The 14,514-nt window shown below is 62.9% G+C and carries 16 protein-coding genes; 3 read left to right on the forward strand and 13 right to left on the reverse strand.

What is annotated here, in order from left to right; all coding sequences use genetic code 11:
* Entirely contained in the window at positions 1 to 714 is a 714-nt protein-coding gene (locus ACZ9GA_RS20520; RefSeq protein WP_457361006.1) for an amidotransferase, read from the reverse strand.
* A 609-nt stretch (positions 715 to 1,323) separates the two neighbouring features.
* Here ACZ9GA_RS20520 and ACZ9GA_RS20525 point away from each other — a divergent pair.
* Together ACZ9GA_RS20525 and ACZ9GA_RS20530 are read left to right on the forward strand one after the other, a co-directional pair.
* A complete protein-coding gene (locus tag ACZ9GA_RS20525) occupies positions 1,324 to 1,737 on the forward strand; it encodes a rhodanese-like domain-containing protein (RefSeq protein WP_457361005.1) in 414 nt (137 codons plus the stop codon).
* Positions 1,710 to 2,519 carry a c-type cytochrome gene (locus ACZ9GA_RS20530; RefSeq protein ID WP_457361004.1) on the forward strand — a complete coding sequence of 270 codons (810 nt, stop codon included), beginning with the start codon at positions 1,710 to 1,712 and terminating at the stop codon, positions 2,517 to 2,519. Before ACZ9GA_RS20525 ends, ACZ9GA_RS20530 begins: the two co-directional genes overlap by 28 nt.
* An 86-nt stretch (positions 2,520 to 2,605) precedes the next feature.
* Here the strand turns inward: ACZ9GA_RS20530 and ACZ9GA_RS20535 are convergent, their stop codons facing one another.
* From ACZ9GA_RS20535 to ACZ9GA_RS20575, 9 genes are all read right to left on the reverse strand, one after another.
* Positions 2,606 to 3,403, reverse strand: a complete 798-nt coding sequence (locus ACZ9GA_RS20535) for a transglutaminase family protein (RefSeq protein ID WP_457361003.1) — start codon at positions 3,401 to 3,403, stop codon at positions 2,606 to 2,608.
* On the reverse strand, positions 3,400 to 4,350 hold the full coding sequence (locus tag ACZ9GA_RS20540) for an alpha-E domain-containing protein (protein WP_457361002.1): 951 nt from the start codon (positions 4,348 to 4,350) through the stop codon (positions 3,400 to 3,402). Before ACZ9GA_RS20540 ends, ACZ9GA_RS20535 begins: the two co-directional genes overlap by 4 nt.
* 13 nt (positions 4,351 to 4,363) lie before the next feature.
* Positions 4,364 to 5,773 carry a circularly permuted type 2 ATP-grasp protein gene (locus ACZ9GA_RS20545; protein ID WP_457361001.1) on the reverse strand — a complete coding sequence of 470 codons (1,410 nt, stop codon included), beginning with the start codon at positions 5,771 to 5,773 and terminating at the stop codon, positions 4,364 to 4,366.
* Between the two features lie 403 nt (positions 5,774 to 6,176).
* Positions 6,177 to 6,518 carry a ribonuclease E inhibitor RraB gene (locus ACZ9GA_RS20550; protein ID WP_457361000.1) on the reverse strand — a complete coding sequence of 114 codons (342 nt, stop codon included), beginning with the start codon at positions 6,516 to 6,518 and terminating at the stop codon, positions 6,177 to 6,179.
* 214 nt (positions 6,519 to 6,732) lie between these two features.
* Positions 6,733 to 6,969: a hypothetical protein gene (locus ACZ9GA_RS20555; protein ID WP_027977409.1), complete on the reverse strand. Its 237-nt coding sequence runs from the start codon at positions 6,967 to 6,969 to the stop codon at positions 6,733 to 6,735.
* Between the two features lie 189 nt (positions 6,970 to 7,158).
* Entirely contained in the window at positions 7,159 to 9,234 is a 2,076-nt protein-coding gene (locus ACZ9GA_RS20560) for an LTA synthase family protein (protein ID WP_457360999.1), read from the reverse strand.
* A gap of 218 nt (positions 9,235 to 9,452) precedes the next feature.
* On the reverse strand, positions 9,453 to 9,644 hold the full coding sequence (locus tag ACZ9GA_RS20565) for a PLDc N-terminal domain-containing protein (protein ID WP_455921552.1): 192 nt from the start codon (positions 9,642 to 9,644) through the stop codon (positions 9,453 to 9,455).
* 155 nt (positions 9,645 to 9,799) lie between these two features.
* Complete coding sequence (locus ACZ9GA_RS20570; protein WP_457360998.1) at positions 9,800 to 10,330, reverse strand: hypothetical protein; 531 nt, start codon at positions 10,328 to 10,330, stop codon at positions 9,800 to 9,802.
* A 64-nt stretch (positions 10,331 to 10,394) separates the two neighbouring features.
* Positions 10,395 to 10,919, reverse strand: coding sequence for an ankyrin repeat domain-containing protein (locus ACZ9GA_RS20575; protein ID WP_457360997.1), 525 nt, complete (start codon positions 10,917 to 10,919; stop codon positions 10,395 to 10,397).
* Positions 10,920 to 11,259: 340 nt separating this feature from the next.
* On the opposite strand from ACZ9GA_RS20575, the gene ACZ9GA_RS20580 reads away from it, so the two are divergent.
* Positions 11,260 to 11,538 carry a DUF3509 domain-containing protein gene (locus ACZ9GA_RS20580; RefSeq protein ID WP_455921555.1) on the forward strand — a complete coding sequence of 93 codons (279 nt, stop codon included), beginning with the start codon at positions 11,260 to 11,262 and terminating at the stop codon, positions 11,536 to 11,538.
* 119 nt (positions 11,539 to 11,657) lie between these two features.
* Here the strand turns inward: ACZ9GA_RS20580 and ACZ9GA_RS20585 are convergent, their stop codons facing one another.
* From ACZ9GA_RS20585 to aroC, 3 genes are read right to left on the reverse strand one after another with little or no spacing between them, the layout of a single operon-like run.
* The gene (locus tag ACZ9GA_RS20585; protein ID WP_457360996.1) at positions 11,658 to 12,194 is read right to left on the reverse strand and encodes an acireductone dioxygenase; all 537 of its coding nucleotides are present in this window, start codon (positions 12,192 to 12,194) and stop codon (positions 11,658 to 11,660) included.
* Between the two features lie 30 nt (positions 12,195 to 12,224).
* Positions 12,225 to 13,391, reverse strand: coding sequence for an MFS transporter (locus ACZ9GA_RS20590; protein WP_457360995.1), 1,167 nt, complete (start codon positions 13,389 to 13,391; stop codon positions 12,225 to 12,227).
* Positions 13,391 to 14,482: a chorismate synthase gene (aroC, locus tag ACZ9GA_RS20595; RefSeq protein ID WP_457360994.1), complete on the reverse strand. Its 1,092-nt coding sequence runs from the start codon at positions 14,480 to 14,482 to the stop codon at positions 13,391 to 13,393. Before aroC ends, ACZ9GA_RS20590 begins: the two co-directional genes overlap by 1 nt.
* Between the last annotated feature and the right edge of the window lie 32 nt (positions 14,483 to 14,514).

Here is a 14,514-nt window from a genome sequence, read left to right on the forward strand (position 1 = left end):
TCAGCGGCCCTGAGCCACGAAACGCATCATCCACTCCCCCACCAGGCTGCCCTGGTGTTCACGCTCAAGGCTGGCCACCGCCTTGCCGTGCACCTCGGCACCCAGGCTCTGCACCCGCAGGTCCAGCAATGCGCGCGAGTAGTCGTGCATGAACTCCGGGTGGCCCTGGAAGCACAGCACCTGATCACCAATGTGATACGCCGCATTCGGGCAGAACGCGCTGGAGGCCACCACCGTGGCGCCTTCCGGCAGCGCGGTGACCTGGTCCTGGTGGCTGATCAGCAGCGCCAGGTCCTTGGCCGGCGGGCTCATCCAGTCGGCCTGGGTATCCACCTGGTAGTCGTGCACGCCCACGCCCCAGCCTTGGCTGGCGCGCTCGGCACGACCGCCCAGCAGCAACGCCAGCAACTGATGGCCAAAGCATACGCCCAACAGCTTGTCGCCACGCTTGTAGCGCGCCAGCAGGAACGTCTTGAGCGTCTGAATCCACGGGTCGGTGCCAAAGGAGTCGGCCTTGCTGCCTGTCACCAGGTAGGCGTCGAACACCTCGTCCTCGGCCGGGTAGTGACCGTTGAGCACGTTATAGATGGAGAACTGCGCAGCCACAGGCTGGCGCGCGAACAGCTGTTCGAACATCCGGCCGTAGCCCTGATATTGATCGACCAGTTCCGGCCGCAGGACATCGGTTTCCAGGATGCAGATGCGTAACGACATAGAAAGAGTACCCGACACGATTAGAGGCAACAGTGCCCGGCGCTGAGACTGCGCGAATCGCGCCGGGCTTGCAAGCCCACCGCCGCTGATCCGGCTTAATGAAGCACCAATGAAAAGCGCCTGACGAACGGTCACAACCGGCCAAACCTGACTTTTACGGCAACCAGCCTCTCTAGCATGGGAATGACTGCGGCGTTCCACTGTTTACTAGACGGTTTTGCGATTGTTACGCGATAAAGTCAGATGAAAGGGATCTAAAGCAAGTGCTACGTGGGCCCTACTGTTAACTCTATCGCTTCGGTGTCTCGACGTTTTCCGGGCTGGGGGCGATTTGCGGTACAGGTGCACGTCTTCGCCCGGCCAATCAGGCCCGCAGTCGGCGCAAAGGAAGAATAACAAGAAGGCAGCCAACCATGTTCAAACAAGACAAAGTACGTCAGGCCGGCATTATCGTCGCCATCACCACATTACTGTTGATACTCCCCAACCTCACCCGACTGTTTGGCTGAGCGACGCCAGCAGCCCCGCTTGATAAAATTTGCCAGCCATCGCTACCGGGCCCTGCGCATCTGTGCCAATCTTGCCTGTGAAAACCTTGGAGATTGGCCAATGCGCAGATGGATCGCCCCCCTTTCACTGGCGCTGCTTGTCAGCACCCAGGCCAATGCCTATGTGGATGTGGACCATGCCGTGGATGAAATCGAGAACGGGGTCATGATTCTTGATGCCCGCAACGACAATGACTTCAACGCTGGCAACGTGCACAACTCCCTTCAGGTGTCGATGACCATCCGCCCCCTGTCCAACGAAATCGATACGCGCTCTTTGGCGTATCAGTTGCGTCGGGTGGTGGATGACAAGAACCAGTCAGTGGTGCTGTACAGCGACACCGACGAGAACGCCAACAAGGCCGAGGCCGCCCTGCGCAAGGTCGGCTTCCTGAATATCGTCAACGGCGGCAATTACGAAGGCCTCAAGGCAGCTCTGTTCCGACTATGCCAAAAAGAATACTGGTTCTGCTGACCAGCCTGCTGCTGACCGCACAGGCCACGGCAGCCGAGCTGAACATTGACGTGGGCCAGGGCGCGCGTACCTGGCACACCGACGAATTGCTGAAACTGCCCCAGGTGCGCACGCTGCGTATCCGCCAGGACGTTTCCTACAAGCGTGACATGACCTACCGCGCCGTGCCCTTGAAGGTGCTGTTACCCGGCGTTAGCGCCGCAGACCACCTGCAGGCCGTGGCGCTGGACGGTTTTGCCGCCGAGCTGGCTGCAGCGCCGCTGCTGAACAGCGGCAAGCCCCAGGCGTGGCTGGCCATCGAAGACCCTGCCCACCCGTGGCCGCCCCTGGCTGCGGGCAAGCCGAGCGCGGGGCCTTTCTATTTAGTCTGGACCGACCCCGCTGCAGGCCCCATCAGCCCGGAACAGTGGCCGTTCCAGGTCAGCCGCATTCGCAAGCTGTCGTCCGTGGCCGAGCGCTTTCCGGCCATGGTCCCGGCCCCTGCGCTGAAACCTGATGACCCGGTCAATCGGGGCTTTGCGTTGTTCCAGAAAAACTGTTTGGCGTGCCATCGGCTCAATGGCCAGGGGGATGCGCAATTTGGGCCGGATTTGAATATTCCGTTCAGCCCTACCGAGTATTTTGCCGACGGATTCTTGAAGCGCTATATCCGCGATCCGCAGAGTTTGCGGCAGTGGCCGCAAGCGAAGATGCCGGGGTTCAGTGCGCAGGTGTTGCCGGAGGCGGACCTGGATTTGCTGGTGGGGTATTTGAAGCATATGGCGGGGCGGCGGGAGCGGTGACCGACCGGGGCGTCCTCATCGCGCGCAAGCGCGGCTCCTACGATCGGGCGTAGGAGCCGCGCTTGCGCGCGATGCAGGCGACGCGGTTACTGAACCTGCACCTGCAACCCCGGCGTCACATGCACCTTGGCGTGCATCTGCTCGAAGCCACCGCCACGGCGCATGCCACGCACCGGGCAGGCGTCCAGGTAATCCAGCCCCACCGCCAGCTTCAGGTGCCGCTCCGGCCGCGCCAGCTGGTTGGTCACGTCAAAACTGTACCAGGCGCCGTCCACCCAGGCCTCCGCCCAAGCATGACTGGCCAGGTGCGAGCTGTCGCCATTGAACAGGTACCCCGACACGTAGCGCGCCGGCACCTCCAGGCTCCGGGCACAGGCCAGGAACGCATGGGTATGGTCCTGGCACACCCCGGCACGGGCCGCGAAAGCCTGCGCCGCGCTGGTGTCGACCTCGGTGGCACCCGGGCTGTAGGTGATGTGCTGGTTGAGCGCGTGCATCAGGTCAATCAGCGCCGTGCGGTCGGTACGCTGCCCGCACTCCTTGGCCGCAAAGGCGCGCAGGGCCTCGTCGGCTTCGGTCAGGCGGGTGAAGCGACGGAACGGCAATGGCGATTGCGATTCGTGCTCGGCCTCGCGGGTTTCGTCGATGTCCACCTGGCCCCGGGCACCGATGATGATGTCGTGGTGCGGCTCGTCCAGGGTCAGCACATGGAGGATATTGCCGAACGGGTCCAACTGCGCGCGCACCTGGCGAGGCAAGTCCAACTGCCAGCTCAGCACGTGCTGGCGCTCGCTGTCGTGGGGCGTCAGGCGCAGGTACTGGATGCTGGCACGCACTTCATCATCGTAGTGGTACGCGGTCTCGTGACTGATGGAGAGTCTCATACTGCCTCCAGGTAAGAACTGTGAATGGCATTACCCAGCTGGGCCACCAGCGGGATGAAGTCGGTCAACCAGGTGTGCAGCCCTTCATCCAGGATCTCACTGATACCGGTGTAGCGCAGGCGAGCGTCCAGCTCGGCAGCCAGCCTCTGGGCTGGGCGGCCGTTGAGGCCGGGCAGCGAGGCCAGTATCTGGTCGATTTCTTCGGTACAGGCACGCAGCGAGCGCGGCACGTCGGCGCGCAGCAGCAACAGCTCCGCCACGTTGTGGGCCGAGGGTGCGTCGCGGTAGATCTCGGTGTACGCCTCGAACGACGACAGGGCGCGCAGCAAGGCGCTCCACTGGTAATAACTGCGCGCCGAGTCCTCGTCCACCGATTCGGCCTCGTCACCCAACATTTCGTAGCGGGCATCCACCAGGCGCAGGGTGTTGTCCGCGCGCTCGATAAACGTGCCCAGGCGGATGAAGCGGAAGGCGTCGTTGCGCATGATGGTGCCGTAGGTGGCACCGCGGAACAGGTGCGAACGCTCCTTGATCCACTCACAGAAGCGGCTCAGGCCATAACGGCCCAGGCCCTGCTCGGCAATGCCGCGAATCTCCAGCCAGGTGGCGTTGATGTTTTCCCACATGTCGGCGGTGATGCGCCCGCGCACCGCATGGGCGCAAGCCCGGGCCGCGCCCAGGCAGCTATAGAGGCTGGCCGGGTTGCTGGCATCCAGGGCAAAAAAATGCAGCAAGCGCTCGGCGTGCAGCTTGCCGTGGCGCTCCAGGTAATCGTCCAGGGTGCCGGTGATCAACAGCGGCATGGCCATTTCTTCAAGGCCATCGCCACGGCCGTCCTGGGGCATCAGGGACAGCGAATAGCTGACCTCGAGCATGCGCGCCAGGTTCTCCGCGCGCTCCAGGTAACGCGACATCCAATACAGGTCAGAGGCAGTTCTACTCAGCATTTGGCAGGCATCCTTAATCCTCGACCACCCAGGTGTCCTTGGTTCCGCCACCCTGTGACGAGTTGACCACCAGCGAGCCTTCGCGCAGCGCCACGCGGGTCAGCCCGCCAGGTACCACACGGGTTTCGCGGCCAGCCAGCACGAACGGGCGCAGGTCGATATGGCGCGGGGCTATGCCGTTTTCGACGAAGGTAGGGCAGGTCGACAATGACAGCGTCGGTTGCGCGATATAGGCGTGGGGCCGGGCCTTGAGCCGGGCGCGGAAGTTTTCGATCTCGGCCGCCGAGGCCGCAGGGCCCACCAGCATGCCGTAGCCGCCCGAGCCCTGGGTCTCCTTGACCACCAGGTCCGGCAGGTTGGCCAGCACGTGGGACAGCTCACTGGGGTTGCGGCATTGCCAGGTGGGCACGTTCTTGAGGATCGGCTCTTCGTCCAGGTAGAAACGGATCATGTCGGTGACATACGGGTACACCGACTTGTCGTCGGCAACGCCTGTACCGATGGCGTTGGCCAGCACCACATTGCCCGACCGGTAGGCCGCCAGCAGCCCCGGCACACCCAACATCGAATCGGGGTTGAACGCCAGCGGGTCGAGGAAGGCGTCGTCCAGGCGACGGTAAATCACGTCCACCGCCTTGGGGCCATCGGTGGTGCGCATGAACACGCGGTCGTCGCGCACGAACAGGTCGGCGCCTTCCACCAATTCCACGCCCATCTCACGCGCCAGGAAGGCGTGTTCGAAGAACGCACTGTTGAACCGCCCAGGCGTCAGCACCACCACGCTGGGGTTATCCAGGGGGCTGGAGCTTTTCAGGGTGTCCAGCAGCATGCTCGGGTAGTGGTCGATGGGGGCGATGCGCTGGGCCGCGAACAGCTCGGGGAACAGGCGCATCATCATCTTGCGGTCTTCGAGCATGTAGCTCACGCCGCTGGGCGTGCGCAGGTTGTCTTCCAGCACGTAATAGCTGCCATCGCCATCACGCACCAGGTCCACGCCGGAAATATGCGAGTAGATGTCGCGGTGCAGGTTGAGGCCCTGCATCGCCAGCTGGTACTGCTCGTTGGCCAGCACCTGCTCGGCGGGGATGATCCCGGCCTTGATGATGCGCTGGTCGTGATACAGGTCAGCCAGGAACATGTTCAGCGCCTTCACGCGCTGGATGCAGCCGCGCTCCACCACTCGCCATTCACTGGCCGGGATGCTGCGCGGGATGGTATCGAAAGGGATCAGCCGCTCGGTACCCTGCTCGTCGCCATAGAGCGTGAAGGTGATGCCAGCCCGGTGGAACAGCAGATCGGCTTCCCGGCGCCGCTGGGCCAGGAGCTCTTCGGGGGTGTCGGCCAGCCAGCGCGCGAACTCCCGATAATGCGGGCGGACAATACCGCCGGCATCGTACATCTCATCATAAAAGGTGCGGATCATGCCGTACTCCTTGTCACCCGGACACCAAGCCCATCGCAAGGCCCGTGCCAGCGGCAGAAACGCTTAAAAAACAACAGGTTGGATTATTGGATAATCAGGCACGCACCATTCCTGTGCATGACGTGGCCCAACCGGTTCCCGTACGCTTCATTGCGAAGCGGTCCTAGCAGGTTATTGCTAAGACCAGCATAGACAGAGATGATTTCAGAAACCTGGCGCAACACAGATTTTTTCGTTGTCCGGAGGACCGCGTCGCCTGCATCGCGACCAAGGTCGGCTCCTACACCGGACGACGTAGGAGCCGACCTTGGTCGCGATGCAGACGCCGCCATTTCAAGCACAAACACCCAGAAACCAAAACGGCCAGCCTTGTGGGCCAGCCGCTGTGTACAGCACTGTCTGTCTAAGCCTGCAGGCGCTGAACCTGGTGTTTCACGCCCCACCCTTCTATCTCGCCGCCCAGCGGCTCGATCACGGCTTCAAAATCCTGCTCGAACTCGCCGATGCCGCCATAGGTGGCGTACATCACCTTGCTCAACTCCAGGTGCCAGGCCCCATCGTCCCGTTCACTGACCTGGGCATTGAGTGATTCGCCCTGAAACTTTCCCGCCGCCGTACGCGCACGCTTCTCGTCCGGAAACACGGCATAAAACTCGATGGGGTGGATGCTGGCAAAGTCGAAACCGCCTTCTTTCATGCGGCGCAGCACGTGGGTGCTGATGTCTTCTTGATAGGCTGTGCTCATGGATCGTCCTCCTCATCATTGATGGATAGACTTTCAGTACTTCCAGGACCTCCGTTGACAGATAACTGCAATGGGAATGCGCGACCGCAGGGTCACCCGGAAACAAGCATGGAGCTGACAAGACAAGGGGCGGGCCAGGCAGATGGCCGTCCTCGGTTGCAGAGTAGCGCGAAGGCAGCGCCTGTGCCAGAGGGCCAGGCGCACGCAATGCAGATCAGGCGACTTGCGTCACGGAAACGATTTCCATGGCGTTGAGTTCCTTGAGTGCCTTGGCCGCAGGTTCCGCGGCGCGGTTGTCGAAATCATTGAGGTCGGCCTTTTCCAGCACCGGCCGGTAATAGGCGCGCACGTGGCGGGCGGCTTCTTCCTTGTCCGGACGTTGCTCGGCGTCTATTTCAAGGTTCAGCTTCTGGCCGTGCTCATCGATAAAAGCGATTTGCCACTTTTTCATCAATTTCTCCTCGGCAGAACGGAGTTGCAACGCAAGGCATCAGCCTCACTTCACTTGACCGGCCTTGCGCCGCATCGTTCCGTCGGGGTAACGCTGTAGCCGCTGCCGCAGGCTGCGCTGGCCCTATGCCTTACTGGAGATGTCCAGGGTACATGAGGGCCAGCGCAGCCTGGCGGCAGCGGCTACAGGTTACTTGGAGTCAACCACGCCCGCGGTGTTGTCCAACAGGCTCTTGGTGGCCGTCTGGATGAACGCGTCGAGCTTGTTCAGCAGGTCGGCCTGGTCAGGCTGATCAGTGATGGACTCGGCTTTCGGGTCGCTGCCCAGCTGGAAGCGGAACATGCGTGGTGGCATGTCCTTGGGCTGAACCAGAATGCGGTCGCCGGTGATGATGGCCACCGTCTGCTCGTTGCCCGACGGTTTGATCACGCCAAAGCCCTTGTCGCCTTCAGGCAGGTTCAGCAGGTCGCGGCCCCAGCACTGGTTGCGGGTTTCACCGCCCAGGCGGCCCATGATAGTGGGCACGATGTCGATCTGGGTGCCGACGGTGTGGTTGACCGCACCGAACTTCTCTTGCAGGCCTTCACCGATCATCAGCATGGGCACGTTGAAGCGGCCCAGGTCCATTTCGGTGATCTGCTGGTCGTTGCCGAAGCCGTGGTCGCCGACGACGATGAACAGGGTGTCCTTGAAGTACGGCTCTTTCTTGGCCTTCTCGAAGAACTGGCCCAGGGCCCAGTCGGAGTAACGCATGGCGGTCAGGTGCTGGTTCAGCGAACCACGATCGGTCACCTGCGGCACCGGCAACGGCGACGGGATGGCGTACGGGGTGTGGTTGGACAGGGTTTGCAGCAAGGCATAGAACGGCTTGCCGGCCTTGTCGCGCTTGGCCAGTTCCTGGGCGCCACGGTCGAACATGTCCTGGTCGGACACGCCCCAGGTGGGGTCGGAGAACACCGGATTGACGAAGTCATTACGGCCGATGAAGGTGGTCATGCCCTGGTTGGCGAAGAAGCCGGACTGGTTGTCCCAGGCGAAGTCGCCGTTGTACACATACACGTCGTCAAACTGACGGGCGCTGAGCAGCTCAGGCAGGCCGGACAGCTTGTGCGCGCCTTCCGGGGTCTGCATCAGGTATTCAAAGCCTGGCAGGTTGGGGAAGCAGCCCATGGTGGCGAACATGCCCTGGTGGGTATGGGTGCCGTTGGAGAAGAAATGGTCGAACAGCAGACCTTCTTTCGCCAGTTTGTCGAAGTACGGGGTGATGTTGCCAGGTGCACCCAGTGCGCCCACCGAGTGGCCGGCGAAGCTTTCCATCAGGATGACCACGACGTTCTTGTAACCCAGCACGTTCTGCGCCGGCGGCGTGAAATCACGGCGCACGGCAGCGGTATCGGCGTCTACCAGCTTGTCATTGGTGGTCAGCAGCATGTTGCGCACGGTCTGCTGGGCCTCATCCTCGGGGATGGTGGCCTTCCAGATGTTGTCGCGCTCGTCCGAGAAGCTGCTTTTGGCCGCGCCGATCAGGCTCAGGGTGCCGTTGAGGCCCAGCTGGTTAGCAAAGTTGGAGTCGGTGGTGTAGGCATCGCCCCAGCGCAGCGGCGGGCCTTGGCGCAGGGTGCCGCGAGCGGCAACCACGGCGATCAGCAGCATTACCACGAACACGCCCACACGGGCGTACCAGGGCGCTACCGGGCGGCGGCCGCTGGCCACGTAGTCCACGCGTGGGCGGGTCATGCGGTCGATGCCCTTGAACACCAGGCTCAGCAGCCAGGTCACCAGGGCCCAGGCCAGCAGGTAGCGCACCACCGGGTAGCCGTACCAGAGCATGCTCAGCACGGTCTTGGGGTCTTCCTTGACGTACTGGAACACCAGGCCGTTGAGGCGCTGGTGGAACTCACGGAAGAAGTCCAGCTCCATCAGGCCCAGGAACATCATCACGCTGGAGGTGACCGTGAGCCAGAAGCGCCACAGGCCGCGGCGGGCCATCAGCCAGGGGCTGAGCACGGCCAACAGCAGCGGGATCAGGGTATACACCGTCAGGCGCAGGTCGAAACGCAGGCCGTTGACGAACGCTTCGACAAAGGTCGAGGCCGGGGTGTCGAGGATCATTTCCCGGTTGTAAGCCAGCAACGCCAGGCGCAGCAGGCTCAGCAGGACCATGATGGCCAAACCGCTGAACAACGAATAGGCAATGTGGGATTTGACGGTCGGTTGGCGGCGTTGATACGCCTGCGCCGAACTCAAGGCGTCCGTGTTGGCCATGTCGATAGAGAATCCGTGGAAGTTTATTGGAGTCGTGAAACACGAGGCCGCAAATGGTGCACCAAGATGAAAAACGATGCACAGCTAATTTAACGCGCTGTAGCCGCTGCCGCAGGCTGCGCTGGCCCTAGGCACCACTGGAGATGTTGAGCGCACGCGCAGGCCAGCGCAGCCTGGCGGCAGCGGCTACACGTTTGACGAATTACGGCGTAACAATTTTACAGGCGCACGTTGCCCCGCGGGCCGGCGATGGCCCAGATGATCAGGCCCAATACCGGCAACAGCAGGATCAATAGCACCCAGATCACTTTCATGCCGACTTCGGCGCTGCTTTTCAGCACGTTGATGATGGCCCAGATGTCCAGGGCCAGAATGATCAGGCCAACCAGGCCGTTGAAGGTGGAACCCATGGGGGATGCTCCGTGGAGGGATTCCCACTAGAGCTTAGCCGTACTGACCCTGCACCGCCTGTAGCCGCTGCCGCCAGGCTGCGCTGGCCCCGAAGTACACTTGAAATGTTGAGTGTAAAAGAGGGCCAGCGCAGCCTGGCGGCAGCGGCTACGGGTTACTGGTGAACAGCGATCTTCATGGCTTCCAGCGACGGCATCGCCGCAATGTTCAGGGCTGCACACAGCTCCAGCACCCGCTCCACATCCTTGCCGAACACCAGCACGCACTGCATTTCATCATCCAGCGGCTGGCTGAAGTTGACCAGCGTGTACCCGCCATCTTCCTTGGCCAGGCTGCTCATCTGCACCTGGATGCGGTTCATCGCGGTCAGCGGCTCGACCTTGGCGAGTTGCTTGGCCTTGAAGTTAAAGGTCACACCGGCGCCAAACGAATCGGTGATCTGCTGGAACAGGTCCTGGCAGGTGTCGGCCTGGAACAGCACGGTGTCGGGCAGGCTGCCCACCACAACCCACTCGCCCAGGGCGATGGGGAAGGTATCGTCGTAGTTGATGTCCGGGTTGGCGGCCAGGAAGGCCGCCGGGTCGGCGTAGGCCTGGGCGGCTTCGTCGGCGATGCGCGCGATGTCGTCGTCGGCCAGGCAGCCCGAGCTGATCTTGGTGATGAGTTCAATCAGTTGGTCTTTCATGGGGGCAGCCTGCAGCGGACGAAAAAAGGGCGCAAAGGATAGCCGCATTCGCGCCCCGAGGGTATCAGGCCGTCAACTTGGCCAACTGCGCGGCCGTGTCCTGGGCGCCCATGGTTTGTGCAGCAGCCAGGGCGGTGGCGCCGTTGGCGTCGCGGGCATGTGGGTCGGCGCCCTTGGCCAGCAGGTAATCGACGATGGCGGTGCGGTTGAACATGGCCGCCATCATCAGCGCGGTGCGACCGTCGCCACCGGCGCCCTCGACGCTGGCGCCGCCTTCGATCAGCAGCTGCACCACCGCCAGGTCACCCTTGAACGCGGCACCGGCCACCGGGCTCTGATTGTTGTCGTTGCGAATCTCGGGGTCGGCGCCGTGGGCCAACAGCACGCGCACGGCGTCCTGGTGGCCGTGGTAGGCGGCCAGCATCAGCAGGGTGTCGCCCTTGTGGTTGCGCAGGTTCACCGGCAGGCCTTTTTCCAGCAGGCGGCCGAGCATGTCGGCGTCACCGTTGCGGGCCACGTCGAACACTTGGGCGGCGAACTCGGCGGCTTCGTCCGGGGTCATCTGGCGGGCTTGTTGGGTATCGGTCATGGGAACCTCCTGGCTGGCTAATGGCGATCAGTGTCCGGGGCCGGCGACAGGCGGTCAACAGAACCTGCCTATGGCGCGGGACAAGGGAATTAATTGGCAATCTGTTGTCATAGACCATAGGGATGCCTGAAAAGTCGCCCCGCCCTCCCCCCGGCTTTGCCCTGAAGCCGTCGCGCAAAATGCCGTGCAACAAATGACCACTCATGCAAATTGCACGAATCCGAAATTCGCCTTTCCGCTGATGTGCCCGGTTTCATTGGGTTTGGCCATGCTCGCAAAGCTGGCACGCACGCTGCACTCCTTACTCACAGGTTTGCCAACCAAAGAGCCAGGAGCTGACATGAACTTCATTCAAGAAAAATTCGCTTCCGTATTCGCAGGCTACGAAGTCACCACCCAGCCACGCCCTGATGGCGCGGTGCTGCTGACCCTGCGTGACAGCGAAGGCAAAGTGACCCGCCGGTCGATCTCCTATGCCCAATTGCACACAGGTGAGCAACTGACCTGGGTGATCAGCGCCATTCGCCGTGACCTGGCCGGGGCGGCCAGCGAACTGCCTGCGATCAATAACCTGCAGAGCCAGAATCGGTTTGCCCTGCCGACTTATCACTCGGCCTGAAGCAAACCCTGTAGCCGCTGCCGCAGGCTGCGCTGGCCCCATGCCTCACTGGAGATTTCCAGCGTCCGCAAGGGCCAGCGCAGCCTGGCGGCAGCGGCTACGGGTTTTGTGTCGCTGGATCAGCAGTTGTCAAGGCGCGGAAACAGACTGGCGATCTGCGAGCCGCTGTACTGAGCTTCCTCGCCAAACACGCGAACAACCACCAGCCGTGGCTGCTCGCCCATATCAAACCAATGCCCCATGCCTGCCGGCACCGTGACCAAGTCCCCACGCTCACACAACAGCGCGTACACGTAACCCTCGACATGCAGGGTCAGCAACCCCCGCCCCGCCACAAACCAACGCGCTTCATTCGCCTGGCTGACCTGCTCATCCAGCAAACGCGCGCGTAGCTGTTCCTTCAGCGGGTGGTCACTGTCCACGCTGATCACCTCCAGCGTCTGGCAGCCATGTTCGGTCATCAACTGATCGATCTGCGCTCGATACGCCTCGCTTACTTCCTCAAGGCTGGCCCCCGGCCGGATCGGCGCTTCTGCCGCCCTGCGCTCCAGGCGCACGCCGTGCTCGGCGAGGGTGGCGGCGATGTCTTCCAGGTGGGTCAGGACTTTGTTGGGAATGTCCGGCGTGGCCGAATGGTAAACGCTCAGGATGCTCATCGATGGCACCTCCTATTAATCAATACACGCTCAGGACTGCCGGTCCTGAACCCGGGTAACCATAATCACCGCTGCGGCCAGCGCCGCCAGGCTGGCCAGCCCGAAGGTCACGCCGGGCCCCAGGCTGTTCCAGCTGTACCCCGAATACAAGGCGCCCAGTGCCCCGCCTGTGCCGGCCAGCGCGGCATACAGCGCCTGGCCCTGGCCTTGCTGGCCAGGGCCGAAGGTGCGCTGCACAAAGTGGATGCAAGCGGCGTGAAAACTGCCGAAGGTAGCGGCGTGCATCACCTGGGCAACAATCAGCAGCCCCAGGTGATTGGCAAAACTGCCCAGCAACCACCAGCGCACGGCCGCCAGCACAAAGCTCACCGCCAGCACCCGGCGCACGGAAAAGCGCCCCAGGATCCGGCTCATGGCCAGGAACATCAGCACCTCGGCCACCACCCCTACCGACCACAGCACGCCGATCACCCCGCGGCTATAGCCCAGGTGTTCCAGGTGCAGACTGAGGAAGGTGTAGTAAGGGCCGTGACTGACCTGCATCAGCGCCACGCACACATAGAAGGCCAGCACGCCCGGGCTCAGCAGGCGCCGTACAAAACCATCGCCGGCCTCGCGCCGGGCATCCACCGCAGGGGCCACGTTGGGCACCCAGAAACTGCTGACCACGATGCCGGCCATGATGGTCACCAGCGCGTACGGGTACACGTCCAGGCTCCACCACTCATACAGCCGCCCCATGATCACCACGGTGAGAATGAAGCCAATCGAGCCCCACAGCCGAATCTGGCTGTAACGCGCCGGCTGTCCCTGCAGGTGGGCCAGGGTGATGGTCTCGAATTGCGGCAGCACCGCGTGCCAGAAGAAGGCGTGCAGGGCCATGACCATGGCCAGCCAAGCGTAGGTCTTGCTGACAAAGATCAGTGAGAAACAGGCCAGGGTGCAGATGGCGCCAAACCGAACAATGGCCAGGCGCCGCCCCGTGCGGTCGCCCAGCCAGCCCCACAGGTTGGGGGCGATGCAGCGCATGATCATGGGGATGGCCACCAGCTCGCCGATGCGCGCGCTGGCAAAGCCCAGGTGGTCGAAGTACATCGCCAGGAAGGGCGCGGTGGCGCCCAGCAAGGCGAAATAGAACAGGTAGAACCCCGACAGCCGCCAGTAGGGAACCCCGGCAGCGCCGGGGGCGGGCGACATTACAGCTGGCCCAGTACCGGCGTGGTGACGCGCACGTCAGCGTTCTGGCCGCGGTTGCGCAGCAGGTGGTCCATCAGCACGATGGCCATCATGGCTTCGGCGATCGGCGTGGCGCGGATGCCCACGCACGGGTCGTGACGGCCCTTGGTGATGACTTCCACCGGGTTGCCATGGATGTCGATGGAACGGCCCGGGGTGGTGATGCTCGACGTCGGTTTGAGCGCCAGGTGCGCAACGATCGGCTGGCCCGAGGAAATGCCACCCAGGATGCCGCCGGCGTTGTTGCTGAGGAAGCCTTGCGGGGTCATCTCGTCACGGTGCTCGGTGCCACGCTGGGACACGCAGGCAAAGCCGGCGCCGATCTCCACGCCCTTCACCGCGTTGATGCTCATCAGCGCGTGGGCCAGTTCGGCGTCCAGGCGGTCGAAGATCGGCTCGCCCAGGCCCGGTTTCACGCCCTCGGCAACCACGGTGATCTTGGCGCCCACCGAGTCCTGGTCACGGCGCAGCTGGTCCATGTAGGCCTCCAGCTCCGGCACCTTGTCGGGGTCGGGGCAGAAGAAGGCGTTGTCTTCCACGCTGTCCCAGGTCTTGAACGGGATTTCGATGGGGCCCAGCTGGCTCATGTAGCCGCGGATGACGATGCCCTGGCTGGCCAGGTACTTCTTGGCGATGGCGCCAGCGGCCACGCGCATGGCGGTCTCGCGTGCCGAGCTGCGGCCGCCGCCACGGTAGTCGCGCTCACCGAACTTGTGGTGCAGGGTGTAATCGGCGTGGGCCGGGCGGAACAGGTCCTTGATGGCCGAGTAGTCCTTGGACTTCTGGTCAGTGTTGCGGATCAGCAGGCCGATGGCACAGCCGGTGGTGCGGCCCTCGAACACGCCGGAGAGGATTTCCACCTCGTCCGGTTCCTGGCGCTGGGTGGTGTGGCGGCTGGTGCCGGGCTTGCGCCGGTCAAGGTCGCGCTGCAGGTCTTGCAGCGACAGCTCCATGCCCGGTGGGCAGCCATCGACAATGGCGACCAACGCCGGGCCATGGCTCTCGCCAGCGGTGGTGACAGTGAACAGCTTGCCGTAGGTATTGCCGGACATGCAGGACGCTCCGCGAATTCAGCCAAAATCAA

Source organism: Pseudomonas sp. TE3644, from assembly GCF_056278815.1.

Excerpts from the sequence above, each read along its gene's own strand:
- aroC (WP_457360994.1), bottom strand. The coding sequence starts at position 14,482 with ATGTCCGGCAATACCTACGGCAAGCTGTTCACTGTCACCACCGCTGGC.
- ACZ9GA_RS20535 (WP_457361003.1), bottom strand. The coding sequence starts at position 3,403 with ATGAGACTCTCCATCAGTCACGAGACCGCGTACCACTACGATGATGAA.
- ACZ9GA_RS20575 (WP_457360997.1), bottom strand. The coding sequence starts at position 10,919 with ATGACCGATACCCAACAAGCCCGCCAGATGACCCCGGACGAAGCCGCC.
- ACZ9GA_RS20530 (WP_457361004.1), top strand. The coding sequence starts at position 1,710 with ATGCCAAAAAGAATACTGGTTCTGCTGACCAGCCTGCTGCTGACCGCA.
- ACZ9GA_RS20520 (WP_457361006.1), bottom strand. The coding sequence starts at position 714 with ATGTCGTTACGCATCTGCATCCTGGAAACCGATGTCCTGCGGCCGGAA.
- ACZ9GA_RS20550 (WP_457361000.1), bottom strand. The coding sequence starts at position 6,518 with ATGAGCACAGCCTATCAAGAAGACATCAGCACCCACGTGCTGCGCCGC.
- ACZ9GA_RS20545 (WP_457361001.1), bottom strand. The coding sequence starts at position 5,773 with ATGATCCGCACCTTTTATGATGAGATGTACGATGCCGGCGGTATTGTC.
- ACZ9GA_RS20580 (WP_455921555.1), top strand. The coding sequence starts at position 11,260 with ATGAACTTCATTCAAGAAAAATTCGCTTCCGTATTCGCAGGCTACGAA.
- ACZ9GA_RS20590 (WP_457360995.1), bottom strand. The coding sequence starts at position 13,391 with ATGTCGCCCGCCCCCGGCGCTGCCGGGGTTCCCTACTGGCGGCTGTCG.
- ACZ9GA_RS20555 (WP_027977409.1), bottom strand. The coding sequence starts at position 6,969 with ATGAAAAAGTGGCAAATCGCTTTTATCGATGAGCACGGCCAGAAGCTG.
- ACZ9GA_RS20585 (WP_457360996.1), bottom strand. The coding sequence starts at position 12,194 with ATGAGCATCCTGAGCGTTTACCATTCGGCCACGCCGGACATTCCCAAC.
- ACZ9GA_RS20540 (WP_457361002.1), bottom strand. The coding sequence starts at position 4,350 with ATGCTGAGTAGAACTGCCTCTGACCTGTATTGGATGTCGCGTTACCTG.
- ACZ9GA_RS20565 (WP_455921552.1), bottom strand. The coding sequence starts at position 9,644 with ATGGGTTCCACCTTCAACGGCCTGGTTGGCCTGATCATTCTGGCCCTG.
- ACZ9GA_RS20560 (WP_457360999.1), bottom strand. The coding sequence starts at position 9,234 with ATGGCCAACACGGACGCCTTGAGTTCGGCGCAGGCGTATCAACGCCGC.
- ACZ9GA_RS20525 (WP_457361005.1), top strand. The coding sequence starts at position 1,324 with ATGCGCAGATGGATCGCCCCCCTTTCACTGGCGCTGCTTGTCAGCACC.
- ACZ9GA_RS20570 (WP_457360998.1), bottom strand. The coding sequence starts at position 10,330 with ATGAAAGACCAACTGATTGAACTCATCACCAAGATCAGCTCGGGCTGC.